17 protein-coding genes and 2 tRNA genes are annotated in these 16,635 nt (G+C 36.7%); 9 read left to right on the forward strand and 10 right to left on the reverse strand.

The annotated features are described in order from the left end of the window. Nucleotides 1–52 precede the first annotated feature (52 nt). Together uvrB and queE are read left to right on the forward strand one after the other, a co-directional pair. Nucleotides 53–2,047, forward strand: coding sequence for an excinuclease ABC subunit UvrB (gene uvrB, locus N9Y32_01765; GenBank protein MDB2589737.1), 1,995 nt, complete (start codon nucleotides 53–55; stop codon nucleotides 2,045–2,047). Next, nucleotides 2,044–2,682, forward strand: a complete 639-nt coding sequence (queE, locus tag N9Y32_01770; GenBank protein MDB2589738.1) for a 7-carboxy-7-deazaguanine synthase QueE — start codon at nucleotides 2,044–2,046, stop codon at nucleotides 2,680–2,682. The genes uvrB and queE overlap by 4 nt, the downstream gene beginning before the upstream one ends. A 5-nt stretch (nucleotides 2,683–2,687) precedes the next feature. On the opposite strand, the gene N9Y32_01775 is transcribed toward queE, so the two are convergent. The 4 genes from N9Y32_01775 to N9Y32_01790 all read right to left on the reverse strand — a co-directional run bounded on the left by N9Y32_01775 (nucleotide 2,688) and on the right by N9Y32_01790 (nucleotide 6,605). Next, nucleotides 2,688–3,179, reverse strand: a complete 492-nt coding sequence (locus N9Y32_01775; protein MDB2589739.1) for an Hsp20/alpha crystallin family protein — start codon at nucleotides 3,177–3,179, stop codon at nucleotides 2,688–2,690. A 78-nt stretch (nucleotides 3,180–3,257) separates the two neighbouring features. Further along, the gene (locus N9Y32_01780; GenBank protein ID MDB2589740.1) at nucleotides 3,258–4,781 is read right to left on the reverse strand and encodes a SulP family inorganic anion transporter; all 1,524 of its coding nucleotides are present in this window, start codon (nucleotides 4,779–4,781) and stop codon (nucleotides 3,258–3,260) included. Between the two features lie 39 nt (nucleotides 4,782–4,820). Further along, entirely contained in the window at nucleotides 4,821–5,921 is a 1,101-nt protein-coding gene (aroC, locus tag N9Y32_01785; protein ID MDB2589741.1) for a chorismate synthase, read from the reverse strand. 168 nt (nucleotides 5,922–6,089) lie between these two features. After that, nucleotides 6,090–6,605 carry a peroxiredoxin gene (locus tag N9Y32_01790; protein MDB2589742.1) on the reverse strand — a complete coding sequence of 172 codons (516 nt, stop codon included), beginning with the start codon at nucleotides 6,603–6,605 and terminating at the stop codon, nucleotides 6,090–6,092. Nucleotides 6,606–6,742: 137 nt separating this feature from the next. Between N9Y32_01790 and N9Y32_01795 the strand changes: the two genes are divergently transcribed. Next, nucleotides 6,743–6,949: a hypothetical protein gene (locus N9Y32_01795; GenBank protein MDB2589743.1), complete on the forward strand. Its 207-nt coding sequence runs from the start codon at nucleotides 6,743–6,745 to the stop codon at nucleotides 6,947–6,949. A gap of 168 nt (nucleotides 6,950–7,117) precedes the next feature. Here the strand turns inward: N9Y32_01795 and N9Y32_01800 are convergent, their stop codons facing one another. Continuing rightward, nucleotides 7,118–8,311 (reverse strand): YbfB/YjiJ family MFS transporter, encoded by a 1,194-nt coding sequence (locus tag N9Y32_01800; GenBank protein MDB2589744.1) that lies wholly within the window; start codon nucleotides 8,309–8,311, stop codon nucleotides 7,118–7,120. A 109-nt stretch (nucleotides 8,312–8,420) separates the two neighbouring features. Between N9Y32_01800 and N9Y32_01805 the strand changes: the two genes are divergently transcribed. After that, entirely contained in the window at nucleotides 8,421–9,458 is a 1,038-nt protein-coding gene (locus N9Y32_01805) for an aldo/keto reductase (protein MDB2589745.1), read from the forward strand. A gap of 145 nt (nucleotides 9,459–9,603) precedes the next feature. After that, nucleotides 9,604–11,004 (forward strand): 30S ribosomal protein S6--L-glutamate ligase, encoded by a 1,401-nt coding sequence (gene rimK / locus N9Y32_01810; GenBank protein ID MDB2589746.1) that lies wholly within the window; start codon nucleotides 9,604–9,606, stop codon nucleotides 11,002–11,004. Between the two features lie 192 nt (nucleotides 11,005–11,196). On the opposite strand, the gene N9Y32_01815 is transcribed toward rimK, so the two are convergent. The 3 genes from N9Y32_01815 to N9Y32_01825 all read right to left on the reverse strand — a co-directional run bounded on the left by N9Y32_01815 (nucleotide 11,197) and on the right by N9Y32_01825 (nucleotide 12,866). Then, entirely contained in the window at nucleotides 11,197–12,108 is a 912-nt protein-coding gene (locus N9Y32_01815) for a pentapeptide repeat-containing protein (GenBank protein MDB2589747.1), read from the reverse strand. A 32-nt stretch (nucleotides 12,109–12,140) separates the two neighbouring features. After that, a tRNA-Arg gene (locus tag N9Y32_01820) sits at nucleotides 12,141–12,217 on the reverse strand. Nucleotides 12,218–12,251: 34 nt separating this feature from the next. Continuing rightward, nucleotides 12,252–12,866, reverse strand: coding sequence for a DsbA family protein (locus N9Y32_01825; GenBank protein ID MDB2589748.1), 615 nt, complete (start codon nucleotides 12,864–12,866; stop codon nucleotides 12,252–12,254). Between the two features lie 66 nt (nucleotides 12,867–12,932). On the opposite strand from N9Y32_01825, the gene N9Y32_01830 reads away from it, so the two are divergent. The 4 genes from N9Y32_01830 to N9Y32_01845 all read left to right on the forward strand — a co-directional run bounded on the left by N9Y32_01830 (nucleotide 12,933) and on the right by N9Y32_01845 (nucleotide 14,608). After that, nucleotides 12,933–13,436, forward strand: coding sequence for a glycine zipper 2TM domain-containing protein (locus N9Y32_01830; GenBank protein MDB2589749.1), 504 nt, complete (start codon nucleotides 12,933–12,935; stop codon nucleotides 13,434–13,436). 4 nt (nucleotides 13,437–13,440) lie between these two features. Then, nucleotides 13,441–13,731 (forward strand): hypothetical protein, encoded by a 291-nt coding sequence (locus N9Y32_01835; GenBank protein MDB2589750.1) that lies wholly within the window; start codon nucleotides 13,441–13,443, stop codon nucleotides 13,729–13,731. Nucleotides 13,732–13,743: 12 nt separating this feature from the next. Beyond that, complete coding sequence (gene pyrF, locus N9Y32_01840; protein MDB2589751.1) at nucleotides 13,744–14,439, forward strand: orotidine-5'-phosphate decarboxylase; 696 nt, start codon at nucleotides 13,744–13,746, stop codon at nucleotides 14,437–14,439. A 92-nt stretch (nucleotides 14,440–14,531) separates the two neighbouring features. Next, nucleotides 14,532–14,608, forward strand: a tRNA-Val gene (locus N9Y32_01845). Between the two features lie 50 nt (nucleotides 14,609–14,658). Here N9Y32_01845 and N9Y32_01850 read toward each other — a convergent pair. Next, nucleotides 14,659–15,588, reverse strand: a complete 930-nt coding sequence (locus N9Y32_01850; protein MDB2589752.1) for an NADP-dependent oxidoreductase — start codon at nucleotides 15,586–15,588, stop codon at nucleotides 14,659–14,661. Next, nucleotides 15,585–16,559, reverse strand: a complete 975-nt coding sequence (locus N9Y32_01855; GenBank protein MDB2589753.1) for a YhdH/YhfP family quinone oxidoreductase — start codon at nucleotides 16,557–16,559, stop codon at nucleotides 15,585–15,587. Before N9Y32_01855 ends, N9Y32_01850 begins: the two co-directional genes overlap by 4 nt. Nucleotides 16,560–16,635 lie beyond the last annotated feature (76 nt).

Here is a 16,635-nt window from a genome sequence, read left to right on the forward strand (position 1 = left end):
TATTAAAAATAGATTAAAATTGAGAGTTTATGTTAATGAAAAAATGCAAGTAGTGGGCAAGAAATTTCAACTAGAATCTAAATTTTCTCCAAGTGGAGACCAGCCCAGTGCCATCAAGGCGTTGGTTGATGGTGTAAATGCGGGTGAAAAATTTCAGACCTTACTAGGAGTTACAGGCTCAGGTAAGACTTTTACCTTAGCAAACGTCATCAAACAGACCCAGCGCCCCAGTCTTATTATGGCGCCAAACAAGACTTTGGCTGCTCAACTGTACGCAGAAATGAAAGAATTTTTCCCAAATAATGCGGTGGAATATTTTGTTTCGTATTATGATTATTATCAGCCTGAAGCTTATGTACCTGCCTCTGATACATTTATTGAAAAAGACTCATCAATCAATGAGCAAATTGAGCAGATGCGTCTATCTGCTACCAAATCTCTTTTAGAGCGTGATGATGTAATCATTATTGCTAGTGTTTCAGCTATTTATGGTTTAGGCGACCCTGAAAGTTACATGTCGATGTTGCTACATTTAAGTGTCGGTGAGATTTCTAATCAAAGAGAAATATTATCTCGACTTACGCAAATGCAATACACACGTAATGATGTGACCTTACTTAGGGGAAGTTTTAGAGTTAAAGGTGAAGTGATTGACATCTTCCCAGCGGACTCTGAAGAGCGAGCATTACGTATTGAAATGTTTGACGAAGAAATTGAAAGGCTGTATTGGTTTGATCCCTTAACAGGTGAAAGGCTTAAATCATTACAACGTATTACTGTTTATCCTCAAACGCATTATGTAACGCCAAAATCTAAGATCTTAAATATGCTAGATGATATTAAGGTTGAGCTTAAGGATCGTCGTGGAGAGTTGCTATCTTTAAATAAGCTTGTGGAAGAGCAGCGCCTTACTCAGCGTGTGCATATGGATATTGAAATGATGCGCGAGTTAGGATATTGTAATGGCATTGAAAACTATTCACGTTATTTATCTTCTCGTAAGCCGAGCGATCCACCACCTACTTTGCTAGATTATTTGCCTGAAAACTCCTTAGTAATTTTGGATGAGTCACATGTTACTGTTAGCCAAATTGGCGGCATGTATAAAGGTGATAGAGCGCGTAAAACAACTTTAGTAGAGTTTGGGTTTCGCCTACCCTCTGCGCTGGATAATCGCCCATTAAAGTATAACGAATTTGAAGAGAGAATTCATCAGTGTATTTTAGTATCGGCTACCCCTGCACAATATGAGCTTGATGTTTCTACGACAATTGCAGAGCAGTTGGTTCGCCCGACTGGGCTATTAGATCCTGAAATTGAAGTGAGGCCAGTTGGCACTCAAGTGGATGATTTACTTAGCCAAATTAACAAGCGTGTTAAAGTGGGTGATCGAGTTTTAGTGACGACATTGACCAAAAAGATGTCTGAGCAGCTTAGTGAATATTTAAATGAGCATGGGGTTAAAGTTCGATATCTGCACTCTGATATTGATACGGTTGAGCGAGTAGAAATTATTCGAGATTTACGTCTTGGTGTATTTGATGTTTTAGTAGGTATTAATTTACTCAGAGAGGGGTTAGATATACCTGAGGTGTCTTTAGTGGCGATACTAGATGCAGATAAAGAAGGGTTTTTACGCTCTGAAAGATCGTTGATTCAAACCATGGGTAGAGCGGCTAGAAACGTTAATGGTAAGGCAATCTTATATGCTGATCGAATCACCAAGTCGATGAAAAAAGCCATGGATGAGACAAATAGAAGGCGTGAAAAACAGCAACAACATAATAAGGATAATAATATCACTCCTAGAGGCATTTTAAAGCCAATTATTAACATTTTAGAGACTGACCTAACCAGCATAGAATTGGATGAGGATACAGGTGAACAAATATTAGTTCAATTGTCACCCGTGCAACTTGCTAAAGAAATAAAGTCATTGGAAAAACAAATGTATAAACTGGCAAGTGACTTAGAGTTTGAGCGTGCTGCGGATGTTCGTAATCAAATAAAAAACTTAAAAGATTCTCAATTTAAAACAGCCTTATGAATACCGATTTAAACATTACTGAAATTTTCTATTCACTACAAGGTGAGGCTAGAGAAGTAGGCCTGCCTAGTATCTTTATTCGCCTAACAGGTTGCCCACTTCGCTGTACTTATTGCGATACTGAATATGCCTTTAAGGGTAATAATATAATTAGTATCGATGCAATCATGGCTGAAGTTGGCCAATACAATACTCAATATGTCTGTGTGACCGGCGGAGAACCGTTGGCACAAATTAATTGCCATGTTTTATTAGATACGTTGATTAAAAATAACTATAAAGTTTCATTAGAAACCAGTGGTAGTATTGACATCGAAGAGATCAATCCAGGCGTTTCTATTGTGATGGATATTAAGACACCTTGCTCAAATGAAGTGAATAAAAACTTATACAGTAATGTTGCAAAACTTAAAGAAAAAGATCAGCTGAAATTTGTCATTGGATCGCGCCATGATTTTGATTGGAGTGTTGATATTCTAAGTCAATACCCAACTCATGCTGGCGTTCTATTCTCTCCTGTGTTTGATCAAATAACACCAACTCAATTAGCTGATTGGATTCTTGAAGCTCAACTTAATGTGCGAATGCAAGTACAAATGCACAAAATACTTTGGGGTGATGAAAAAGGAAAATAAACGACTTACTGAATAGTAATTTTGTTTACCAAGGGTTTAGCTTTTTCTAGTTTTGGAATAGAGACAGCTAAGATTCCATTTTTAAATTCAGCGTTAATATTATCTGTATCTGCATCATTTGGCAATGAATAAGATTGCGAGAATTTACTCGATGAAGTGCGAGAACTATTAGCTGTTTTCTTAGATATTTGCACACGTCCACTGATATAAATCATGTTATTTCTAGTGGTGATATCTAAATTTTCTTTAGCCAATCCTTTCACTTTTATCTCAATCATGTAATGATTAGATTGATCATCAAAATATCGCTTAGTTTGCGTACTAATAGCATTTTGATTATGAACAGCACGCATTTTGTTATTAAATTGCTGAAACTGTTTATTAAAGTTTGACCAAGAGTTATTATGAAGGCCATGACTAGACGAATAGTTATGAAATGGCTGGTGAGCCATGACGCTACTTGATATAAGCAATGCTATTAGTAAAGTGTTTTTCATATCTATATTTCCTTAAATAATAAATAAATTCATAGTGGATTAATATAAATTAAAAAAATGCATTAGTCAATAGTTTGATTAAGCTAGCTTATCATCGGCTACATGATATTTTGGATCTTCTAGGATGTTAACTTCAACCAGGTTTCTGGCCGTTTTTAATAGTAATCGACATTCAGAACTCAGATGCTGAAGATGAAGCGTTTTTCCGATTTTTTTATAGCGAACTGCAAGCTTATCAATTGCTTGAATGGCCGAATGATCCATCACTTTTGAATTGTTAAAATCTATATAAACATCGTTTGCATCTTCAGCTGGAGTAAACAATGCTTGAAAACTATCTATAGAGCCAAAAAACAAAGATCCGTTAAGCTTATAACTTGTAGCGCCATCTTCATTTGTTGATTTATCAGCATGAATCTTGCTTGAGGATTCCCAAGCGAAAGTCAATGCTGACATAATAACACCAACAATAACAGCTAACGCTAGGTTATCGGTAAGTACAGTAATAATAGCAACTGACATGCCGGTAATAATATCCGGCATTGGCACTTTTCCGAATAGACGGAAAGTACACCATTCAAAGGTACCAATCACTACCATGAACATCACGCCAATCAGAACTGCAATTGGAATCATCTCAATATATTCAGATAAAAATAGAATAAACATAAGCAGCACAAGTGCAGCTACAATGCCTGAAAGTCTGCCTCGTCCACCAGATTTAATATTGATTAAACTTTGCCCAACCATGGCACAACCACCCATGCCACCAAATAAGCCTGTTACTGAATTAGCAACACCTTGAGCGATAGATTCTTTATTGGGCTGCCCAACAGTTCCAGTTAAATCGTCAATTAAGTTAAGCGTTAGTAAGCTTTCAATCAGTCCAACAAGAGCCATGACAATTGCATATGGAAAGACAATTTCAATCATTTCCCAGCTTAAACCACCAACATCTGGAATATGGAAAATAGGTAGACCACCTTTAATTGAAGCGATATCACCAACTGTTCTTGTGTCTAAGCCCATCCAAATAGCTGCAACACTTCCAATAATAATGGCTGCTAATGTAGAAGGCACGATTTTAGTAAATCTAGGCAAGAAATGAATAATCGCCATGGTGCCAGCAATAATGACAAGCATGATAACGAGTGGCGTGCCCGTAATCCAGTCGTCTCCAATTTTAAATTGTTTGATTTGTGCAATAAAAATAACCATAGCCAAGCCATTAACAAAGCCTAGGAAAACTGGATGAGGAACAAGGCGAATAAATTTACCCATTTTCAAGACGCCAAACGCGATTTGAATTAAGCCAGTCATAATAACGGCTGCGAATAAATACTCAACACCATGCTGTGCAACAAGTGTCCCAATAACAACAGCGATTGCACCAGTTGCACCAGAAATCATGCCAGGTCGTCCGCCAATAATAGAGGTAACTAGACCAATAGTAAAGGCAGCATACAAGCCAACTAGTGGACCGACCCCTGCTAATAGTGCAAAAGCGACCGCTTCAGGGACTAGAGCTAGGGCAACTGTTAAGCCTGATAAAAAATCATTCTTGGCATTAATAGGGGCGTATTTATTAATCAATGAAAACAACATGTTTTTCCTTGTAAGTAAATTGAAAGTTAATGGTGGTTATAAACTAGAGCTCGGCACAACAGGTGTTAAAGATTTAACATCAGAATTTTGTGCACGATGACGCATCACATGATCCATGATTGTTATTGCCAGCATAGCTTCAGCAATAGGGGTTGCACGAATTCCAACACAAGGATCATGGCGACCCTTGGTGATAACCTCAATTGGGTTACCTTCTTTATCGATACTTTCAATAGGCAAGCGTAAGCTTGAAGTTGGCTTAAGTGCGATAGATACTAGTAAATCTTGTCCCGAGCTAATACCACCAAGCACACCACCTGCATGGTTAGATTTAAATCCATCAATACTAATAGCATCACGATGCTCAGTGCCTTTTTGAGTAATGGATGCAAACCCTGCACCAATTTCAACAGCTTTAACTGCATTAATACTCATCATGCCATGGGCGACATCTGCTTCTAATCGATCAAAGATTGGCTCACCTAGTCCAACTGGCATATTTGTAGCTACTATGTTGATGCGAGCACCAATGGAATCACCAGATTTTCTTAATGCGTCCATGTAATTTTCTAGCTCTGTAATTTTGCTAGCATCAGGGCAAAAGAATGGATTATTATGTACTTCAGACCAATCAAGAGTTTCAGCTTCAATAGGACCAAGTTGCTTTAAGTAACCTTTAATCTCAATACCTAATGTTTCTTTTAGATATTTTTTAGCGATACCGCCACAGGCAACTCGCATTGCAGTTTCTCGAGCAGATGAGCGTCCGCCACCACGATAATCTCTAAAGCCATATTTTTGATCATAAGTGTAATCTGCATGACCTGGGCGAAAGGTATTGGCAATATTGCCATAATCTTTTGAGCGTTGATCGGTGCTTTGAATAATTAGTGCGATCGGCATGCCCGTAGTTTTACCTTCGAAAGTGCCTGATAATATTTTGACTAAGTCCTCCTCTCGGCGCTGTGTAGTGTGGCGAGAAGTACCAGGCTTTCTTAAATCAAGATCCCCTTGAAGATCAGCTTCACATAAGTTCATACTTGGTGGGCAACCATCAACAATGCCTACCAATGCCTCACCATGAGATTCACCCGCAGTGGTTATTGTAAATAATTTTCCAAAAGAGTTGCCTGACATGTAGATAACCTACGTTTTTAAAATAAATTTGATTATACCTAGCTAGAGGCTTATTTCATTTGTTTGTTATACAACTATGTTAGTAAAATTTTATAAAGCTTAATGCATAAATATCTACAAGATGTATAGATGAAGCTAGAATTGAGCGAGATAAGTTAATACCTTTCTTTAATTTTTTGATTGAAGGGCCATTAAATCTTTTAAAACTTCTTGTGCATGTTTTTTAGGGTTAACACCAGTATATTTTTTAACAATTATGCCAGCTGGATTAATAATAAAAGTATTTCTAATAGCAACTTTCCAAGTTAAAAAACTTCCTAAAGAATCGTAATTTTTAGATACTTCTCCATTAATATCTGATAACAATGAGAAAGGTAAAGTATATTTTTTAGAAAACTTTTTATGTGACTCTACGCTATCAATACTAATGCCATATATTACTGCGTTCTTAGCAATAATATGATCAGTTGCATCTCTAAAGCTGCAAGCCTCTGTTGTGCATCCAGGCGTATCATCCATAGGATAAAAATAAATAATAACCCAGTTGTTGAGATGCTGTTTAAGTGATTTAAGTTCGCCATTTTGATCTGGAAGTGAAAAATTTGGAGCATAGTCTCCAATTGATAATGCAGAGCTTGAAGAGCTTAATATAAACAACAACAAAGTAATAATTTTATTTTTCATGTTTTCTTATAAGGAATATTTATATAAATAATACGCTATTTTTGTAAATTCTTAAATCCATTGTACAATAAATTATCTTTTGTACAATAAATTTGTTATATAATCAAGTTGAAGTTTTTATAAAAAGGAGAGATGTTATGGAAATAGGTAAAGAGAATCTACTAGAAGAGTTGCAGTCAATTAAACATTGTCTTGATATGACAAATACTAATATTGAACATCCGCATACTCGTGAGCATATTATTTCTGTATTGGAAAAGCGTATTACAGATCTTGAGCAGGAAGTTGATAGAACCATTTCTGCAAAGGAATTGGGCGCAGATATGAATATGGATGTTGCTTAATCTAACAAGTATGTTCTAATGAAAGCTTTACTTTTTGGTGAAGCTTTTTTTGTTCAAAAGTTGTTTAACTTAAAAAAATACAATTTTTAAAACCCATAGCGACTCTAAAGAGATTATCAGAGCTTTTTCTTTAAGTTTAGAGTTTATTATTTAATTCTTTTTGAATTGTTAATTTCTTATTGTGTGCTTAATATTGAATATTTTGGTTGCCAATAGCATAAGCACCCCGCTAAATACTATTAGGGCTGTAACGTATAGCGCTTGATTATAGTTGCCTGATTGCTCCGTCAAGGTTACTGCGTATAGCGGCGCACTAACTTGTCCTATACCGTAAGCAGTAGTAAGTGCACCCATTAGCATGACTGGATTTTTGCCAGCAATTTTGCCACCTAAATGCATAAATAACGCTACTAATCCTACAAATGTTCCACCATATAAAATGCCCGATAATAAATTAAGATAAAGGTTGTTACTAAGAGTAGGAATCAAAATTCCGATAATTTGAATACTCATGGCAATAATAATAATATTTACGTTGCCATATTTGTGCGCCAAACGCATCCATATTATCGAAGAGGGGATTCCAGCCAAACCGACTAATAACCAAGTAAATCCAGCAAAAGATTCCAGCCCTGGCAAGGACTGAATAATAGTAGGTAAAAAGGTACCTTGGACTACCATGCCAACGCCTGCAGTAAAATAAGCCATAATTAGAATGATTACAAAACTAGAAAATAAATTTTTGTCTAGAGAGTGGTTGGCGTTATTGGTTTTTATTTTTTGATCAGTCGATAAAATATACCAAGAATAGGGTGCAACCATTGCAGCACTAAAAGCCAAAGCCAGCCAAGAAACTTGCCAAGTATCAATGGCTAAAACCAATCTAGCAATAATATCTGACACCGCTAATGCAATAGCAATGCCAGAAAAATAAACCCCCATCGCTTTGGTTTTATCTTCTAAATTAAGCTTTACCATAACAATCGCCGCACCAACTACTAATGTCATGGCAGCGCCAAAGCCCGCAATGATTCTACTTATTATTAGCAATATATCTTGAGTGGCAACACCCATCATGATGGTGGAAACAACACATAAGACCAGTCCCAGCCTAAAGTATTTGATCTTAGTATTGATGTCTTTGATAAAAACCGCAAATAAGGCGCCCAATAAATAACCAACGTAATTAGTGGAGGCCAAAACGCCAGAAAAAGTAAGCGACAGAGTTTTGTCATCTAGCATAGATGGGAGTAATGATGTGTAAGCAAATCGAGCTACACCTACACCAATAAACAGCCCTATAATGCCTGCTAACAAAATATTGAAGCTTTTATTTTTATCGAGTAAATTGATGTTGGGCACAGAAGTGTCTGGATATTGAAATTCAAATGTAAGTATACATTCAACCGTATAGTTTGAATCTCGCTTATCATGTTAATATATTGCACTTTATAAACATATTCAAATAATGATCAAATATACCCAGCTTGGAAGTAGCGATTTAATGGTGTCTAACATTTGCATGGGCACCATGACTTTCGGCGAGCAAAACTCACAACAAGAAGCACATCAACAACTTGACTACGCAATGGGTCAAGGGATAAACTTTATTGATACAGCTGAAATGTACCCAGTTCCCCCGCGAGCTGATACCGCTTATTCCACTGAAACCATTGTTGGTAATTGGGTTAAAAATAAGCCTCGTGATAAAATTATTTTAGCTACTAAAGCTGCTGGAAGTTCGCGAGGAATGCCTTGGGTTCGTGATGGTGAACATGCATTTAATAGTACAAACTTAAACAATGCCATAGAAGGATCTTTAAAACGCCTACAGACAGATTATATTGATCTGTATCAGCTGCATTGGCCAGAACGCAACACACCTATGTTTGGTCAATATTTATTTGATCCAATGCATGAGAGAGAATTTACAGATTTTGTTGAGACGTTAGAAGCATTATCTGGACTAGTCAAAGAAGGTAAGATTAGACATATTGGCTTGTCTAATGAATGGCCTTGGGGTTTAATGCAGTTTTTAAACGCCTCTGAACGAGAAGGTTTACCACGCGTGGTTAGTATGCAAAATGCTTATAACCTTATTAACCGCACTTATGACTCATCACTCAGAGAAATGGGCTATCGTGAAAACGTCCCATTATTGGCTTATTCGCCAATGGCATTTGGCCATCTTAGTGCTAAATATATTAGTGATTCTAAGGCGCAAGGGCGTGTTAATATTTTTGATGGTTTTGCACAGCGTTATGAAAAGCCCAGTGTTAGTCCAGCAATTAAAGCTTATGCTGCTTTAGCCCAAGAATTAAATATTACATCGGCAACACTCGCCATGGCATTTACCTATTCACGCTGGTTCTGTGCCAGTACCATTATTGGTGCTACCAATATGGATCAGCTTAAAGAAAATATTAACGCTGTCAATTTTGAATGGAATGAAGAGATTGAACAAGCCATTGAAGCCATTCATTTAAAGTTTTTCAATCCTGCACCTTAGTGATGCAATAAAATTCTTTACTCTAATAGCGGCACTTTATTTCATATTTTTTAAAGATTAAAATACTTTAAAAAATATTATTTATATTAAAGAAATATATACTAGAATATGAATTTTTTAAAGTAGACGTTTAACGGGTGCCATGATGACAGAAATAAATTCAAAATTAATTATTGGAAGTGAAGAATGGTGCGCCTTTCCTGAGCTTGGTATTCCTGCGATTAAGGCCAGGATCGACTCAGGTGCTAAAACATCATCGATACATGCTTTTAATATTCAACCATTTAGAAGGGATAAAAAATCTTGGGTTAGCTTTGAAATTCATCCAATTAAAAACAATCGTCGTGCAGTGATTAGATGTGAGAGGATTGTTATTGATAAAAGAGTTGTTAAAAGTTCTACTGGTATATCTGAAACACGTTTTGTGGTTAGTGCACCAATAAGAATTGGTGAAAATACATGGGATATAGAGCTTACATTGGCAAATCGAGATTCAATGGGATTTAGAATGTTATTGGGCCGAGAAGCAATGGCTAGTCGTATTATTGTTGACCCTTCACTAGCTTGTACACTTGGTGAAGTGACTGATGAAATGATTAAATCCTATTATGGGCAAAAAGAATCTGAAAAAACGGGTTTAAAAATTGGATTATTAGCTAGTAATGAAAAATTATATAGCAACCAAAGATTGTTAGAAGCTGGCAATGAACGTGGACACGAAATGATCTTTTTAAACATTAAGCAAAGCTATATGAAACTTGATGCGCTTGAACCAGAAGTGCATTATCGAGGTGGAAAATTACTAAATGATCTTGATGCTGTTATTACTAGAATTAGACCAAGTCTAACCTACTATGGTACAGCGTTAGCTCGTCAATTTGAAAGTATGGCTATATATACAACAAACTCATCTTCTGCTATTTCTCAATCTAGAGATAAGTTGTTTTCATTGCAGCTTATGCTTAAAGGAGGCATTAGTATTCCAACAACTGGATTTGCAAATTCACCTATAGATACAAATGACCTTATTGAGATGGTAGATGGCGCCCCATTAATTGTAAAACTTTTAGAGGGATCACAAGGAAGGGGTGTAGTTTTGGCAGAAACTAAGAAAGCTGCAGAAAGCGTTATTAATGCCTTTAAATCTTTAAAAGCTAACTTATTGGTACAGCAATTTATAAAAGAAGCTAATGGTAAAGATTTAAGGTGTTTTGTTATTGATGGTAAGGTTGTGGCTTCCATTGAAAGAACAGCTGCACCTGGTGAGTTTCGAGCAAACATACACCAAGGTGGAACGGCGTCTATCGTCAAAATAACTCGCGAAGAAAGGGTTTTAGCAATTAAGGCAGCTAAAATATTAGGCTTACAAGTTGCTGGCGTTGACATTATTAGATCTAAGTCAGGCCCTCTGTTACTTGAAGTTAACTCATCTCCAGGTCTTGAGGGTATAGAGTCAGCAACTGGAAAGGATATCGCAGGTATGATTATTTCTTCAATTGAAAAAAAATTAAAATGGAAGAGAGATTTGGCTGATACTAAAAATTAGGAAGATTTACCAGGGGCTAGGTATTTTTTTCAATTATTCTATTAGCTCATAGGTTTGGTTACACAAATAATTTTTCCTCTAAATTTAGTTTTTAAGTAAAAGTGTAGAAATTCAAGTAAGTATTAATACTGATATTCGTAATCAAATTTGGTGATAAAACTCTCAAGCTTTGCCTATCTCTTAGACATAAAATTAAAATATAAGAAAGATAACTCCAACTATAAAAACTAAATACAGGAATGCATTTAAAGGCGAGGGTTTTGTTAAAAATGAAAGTATATTCCTAGTTAATATTTTTCGAATAAGAATATAAAAAGCATAAGCTACTAATGTAACTACTGCAATTACTACAAACAACCGGGTTGACTTCTCAAGCTTATCTAAACCAAAGCTATGATATGCTTTGCCAAAGTTTTCTTCACCGGAGTACGCTTCGCGAACGTATGCTCCACTGAGATCTGCTCCACTAAAACTTGCTTCAACTAAGTTTACTTTTCCACTAAAGCTTACTTTACTAAAGTCTTCAGATTTAAGTGTAACACCTGCAAGATATGCTTGACTTAGGTTTGCTTCATTAAGGGTTGCTCCACTAAGATTTGCCCAAATAAAGTTTGCCTTATTAAGATCTGTTTCACTAAGGTCTGCCCCAACAAGGTATGCACTACCAAGATATGCCTCACTAAGATTAGCGCCACTGAGAATGGCTTTATAAAGGGCTGTTCGACTTAGATTTGCTCCATTAAGGTTGACCCTACTAAGGTTGGCACGAAGAAGGTTGGCCTCACTCAGATCTACCTCGCCAAGGTCTGCTTCAATAAAGTTGGCTCCAATAAGATTTGCTCCCTTCAGTTCTGCTCGACTTAGGTTTGCTCCTTTGAAGTTTGCTTTATAAAGGTATGCTTCAGTAAAATTTGCTTCGCGAAGATTTGCTCCACTAAGATCTACCCCATAAAGACTGGCCTCACGAAGATCAGCTCCACGTAGATTACAATTTTGACAAGAATTTGATTCCTTTAATTTCAAAATATTGTCATCTACTTCTCCGGCAGAAGAGATACCTACAAAGCCAATAGATAAAAATAAGATTAGGAATAGTTTTTTCATAATAGAGCTAACTTTAGAAATGCCGAAGTAATTGGTGCCCTCGAGTGGATTCGAACCACTGGCCTGTCGCTTAGGAGGCGACTGCTCTATCCAGCTGAGCTACGAAGGCAAGATGAGTATTATCTACGCTGCGTGATAATTATTCAAGTAAATATTTGATTTAGAATAGTCTCTGGATTGCTGTAATCAATTTGAATGACTTGATGAATGCCATTTTTTACTAGTACCAAAGAAGGGAAGCCATTTGCGCCAAGAGATTTTGATAGGACGATGTCTTGATCTAGTTGAAGTTGAGTGGCATTAGAATTTAAATCTCGGATAAATTGCTGCCTATCTAGTCCGATTGATGTAGCGAGTTTAATAAGTGTTAAAGGCTCAGAAGGATTTTGCGCTTGTAAATAGTAAGCTTTTTGAATGGTGTTAATAATGATTTTTTCAAACTTTTCAGCTTGATTTTTTGCGGCAATAACAGCTCTACAAGCTGGATAAGTGGAGCGTATGGGCGAGCATTTTTCCCAAAAATCATAATTAAATTGCGTACCAGGAATGGTTTTTTCGATTTTTTGCCAATTTTTTTGAATGTAATGACGCATTTCATCAGGCATAATTTCATGACTATCTGGTGCCAAACCCCCTAAAACATATTGAATGGATATCTGGTCTTTGAGCCGCAACTGCAATTGTTGCCAGGTTTTTTCAAAACCCCAGCACCAAGAGCACATTGGATCGTGAATATAATAAAGTGATGTCGAATTCATGCGATAAATTTCATTAAAAAAGCGTAGAATATATACTACCGTAATTAATTTAAATGGAGTCTTGAAATGAACAAACAACTATTACTTTCTTTGCCATTATTATTGAGCGCACAACTATCATTGGCCGGTAGTTATACAGATAGTGCAACTGTAACTTCTGTAGACAAAATATACAAAACTCATACGATTAGAGAGCCTTACCAAGATTGTTATATTAAGGAATCTTACCAGGGTGATGACGATGGTTCTGCAACGAACGAAATTGTGGGCGGGATATTTGGTGGATTAATTGGCAATCAGTTCGGGGGCGGCAGTGGCCAAGATGCAATGACGGTTGCTGGTGCTTTATTGGGCGCATCAATTGCCCATGATGATGAAATTGCAAAGGCAAAAACAGGTCGTGTGGTAAGTCGTGAAGTTTGTGAAACTAGATATCGTACGGAGTCTCAAGAACGCTTAAGTCATTACCGTGTTGAATACGAATATGATGATCGTACCTTTACGTATACAACTAAAAACAAACCTTACGGTAGCAGTATCAAGGTTAATGTTGAGGTTTCCCCACAGTAACACAGTGAAATCAGACAAAACTTTTGAGCAGATTTATCAACTTGCACAACAAGGTGAGGCGCAATATCAATATTCATTGGGATTGGCCTATGATTTAGGTCTGGGTGTCGATAAGGATTTATCTAAGGCATTTGAGTGGTACCAAAAATCTGCCAACCAAGAATATGCAAAAGCACAGTATAATTTAGGCATTTTTTATGCCTTAGCGAAGTCGGTCGATAAGGATATTGAGCAATCAAAACTCTGGATTAGAAAAGCCAATGAAAATGGCTATTCTGGTGGCAGTATTTTTTAAATAGGAATCACCATGAAAGACATTAAACTTGAAGATAGACTTATTTTTGCATTAGATGTTCCGGAGGTTAATCAAGCCAAAGATTTGGTTAATCAACTAGATGACAGTGTTAATTTTTATAAAATTGGCATGGAGATGTTAATGACAGGCCAGTATTTTCAATTGATGGATTGGTTGATCGCTAAAGATAAAAAAGTATTTGTTGATCTTAAGTTTTTTGATGTGCCAGAAACGGTCGGTAGAACGATCGCACGTTTAAGCCAAACGGGCGCTACTTTTGCTACCATTCATGGCAATCAAGGATTAATGGAAAAAGCAGCTGAAAATAAAGGCGATCTTAAAGTTTTAGCGGTAACAGCGCTTACCAGTCTTGATCGCGGAGATTTAGATGACTTAGGCTTTGATTGTGATGTGCAAGATTTGGTTATTTCTCGTGCTAAACGTGCGTTTGAAGCGGGCTGTGATGGTGTGGTTTCATCAGGTCTTGAAGTACCTTTTTTGCGTGAATATGTAGATAACAAGCTGATTGCTGTAACACCAGGTATTCGTCCGGTTGCTAATGATGATGACCAAAAGCGTGTGGTTGATGTAGCAACAGCTTTCAAATCAGGCTCTGACTATATTGTTGTCGGTCGCCCGATTAAAAATGCAGATGATCCATATGCTGCAGCGAGCAATATTCAGGAAACGATTAAAACTTGTTTTTAGTAATTTAAACACCTCTTTGTGAAGTGCTTTCTGCTTTTTAAGGGGTATAATTTCCAATTCGTTATCGACATCTGTTGATAGCAATTCTTTATAGTCGCGTAACTCAGTTGGTTAGAGTGCCAGCATGACATGCTGGAAGTCGTCAGTTCAAATCTGACCGTGACTACCATATTAAAATATTTTTTATTAAATTTAAATATCTAATAATTCTGCACCAGATTAGCTTACTTTAATAATTATTTTTCCCCTTGTTCGTCCTGTCTGACTCTGCAAATGCGCATCGGCAATTTGCTCTAATGGAAAGTGATGTTCAACAAATGGCAGGAGTTGATCTTTTTCAACTAACTTATTTAATTCCCGTAATATGCGACTACTAGACTCTATAAAAACAAATACAGCTTTAGCGTTGTATTGTTTTGCTAGCTCTTCGCTTGGTTGATCGACAATAGAAACCAGCATCCCACCTGCTTTTATCAGTGCCCAAGAGTTGCTTTGCACTTCTCCACCAATTGTATCGATAACTAAATCAACAGGCTCTATCTGTTCGAGTAATACTCCTTTAGTATAATCAACGGCTTGGTCGGCACCAAATTGAGTGAGTAACTCTTGATTAGCGGTTGAAGCAGTGGCAATAACAGTTGCACCTTTTGCTTTCGCTATTTGTATAGCTAAATGTCCAACGCCACCGACGCCTGCATGAATTAATACACGTTGTCCTGCTTGCAGCTGACCCACATCGACTAAACATTGCCAAGCCGTGATCCCCGCCAAGGGTAAAGCTGCTGCCTGTTCAAAACTTAATTTAGACGATTTAAAGGCAACTTCATCGGCTTTTACTGCAATATAATCGGCATATGCACCATCACGATTAATATCAGGACGACTAAAAACTTCATCACCAACTTTAAAATCGGTGACTTCAGATCCTACTTCACTCACAACACCAGACACATCGAAACCTAATGTTATGGGCATTTGATATGGAATAAAATCTTTTAAATATCCTTCTCTTATTTTCCAATCAACTGGATTAATTGAAGATGATTTAACTTTAATTAAAATATCGTCTGTATTAATCTTAGGCGTATCAATCTGATTCAGTTGTAGCGTTTCTATACCACCATACTGGTTAATTCTAATTGCTCTCATAATTTGACTAAATATCTTCCAACTGCTTTTGCTGCTAATATTTCTTTATAAGCTTGTTGAATTTCATTGAGGGATATTTCATTAACTAATTTTTCTAAGATGTTAATTTTAAAGTCGCTGGCAATTTTCTCCCAGGCTTGGGTTTTCTTAGCTAATGAAGCCTCAACTGAATCGATTCCAATTAGCCTTACACCTCTTAAAATAAAAGGAAAGACATTAGTATTAAATACAGGTGAAGCAGTCAATCCACAACAGGTGGCGACGCCGTCATACTTAATTTGCTTTAAAGCTTCAGCCAGTATGTTTCCACCAACCGTGTCTATCACGCCTGAAAATCTTTCCCTGCCCATTGGCCTTTTGTTTTCAACATCAAAATCCTGTCTTAATATTATTTCTTTAGCGCCAATGGTTTTTAAGTAATCTACTTGATCTTCTTTACCAGAAAGGGCTACAACATCAAATCCAAGTTTGGATAAAATTGCAACAGATATACTGCCAACACCGCCAGTAGCTCCTGTTACCAGTATTTCACCGCTTGTAATTCCATTATTTAATAGTTCATTAACACTTAAGGCTGCCGTCAGCCCAGCTGTTCCATAAATCATCAGCTCTCTTAAAGAAATATTATCTGGCTTTTTGATTACCCAGGTATCTGGGGCTTTTACATATTCACTGTGACCACCATTCGTATTCATACCAAGATCATAACCGGTGATTAAAACTTCATCGCCAATATTGAACAAATCTGATTTAGATTCTGAAACAACACCACTAACATCAATTCCAGTTACATGTGGGAAAACCTTTGTTACACCTGGATTGCCAGTGGAGCTTAGGGCATCTTTGTAATTTAACGAGGAGTATGAGGTTTTAATTAAGACTTCATGCTCTGCTAAAACTGGCATTTCAATCTCTTTAATACTCGCTGTAAATTTTTTCTCTTCAATTTTTTCCACTACAAAAGCTTTCATTACTTTTACTCTTTTATTAAAATATTTGATCATTGTAACTTAAACTGTATATCATTGTAAGAACCTACTTTTTTGT

It is taken from the genome of Candidatus Thioglobus sp. (genome assembly GCA_028228555.1).
In the GTDB taxonomy this organism is placed as follows: Bacteria; Pseudomonadota; Gammaproteobacteria; order PS1; family Pseudothioglobaceae; genus Thioglobus_A.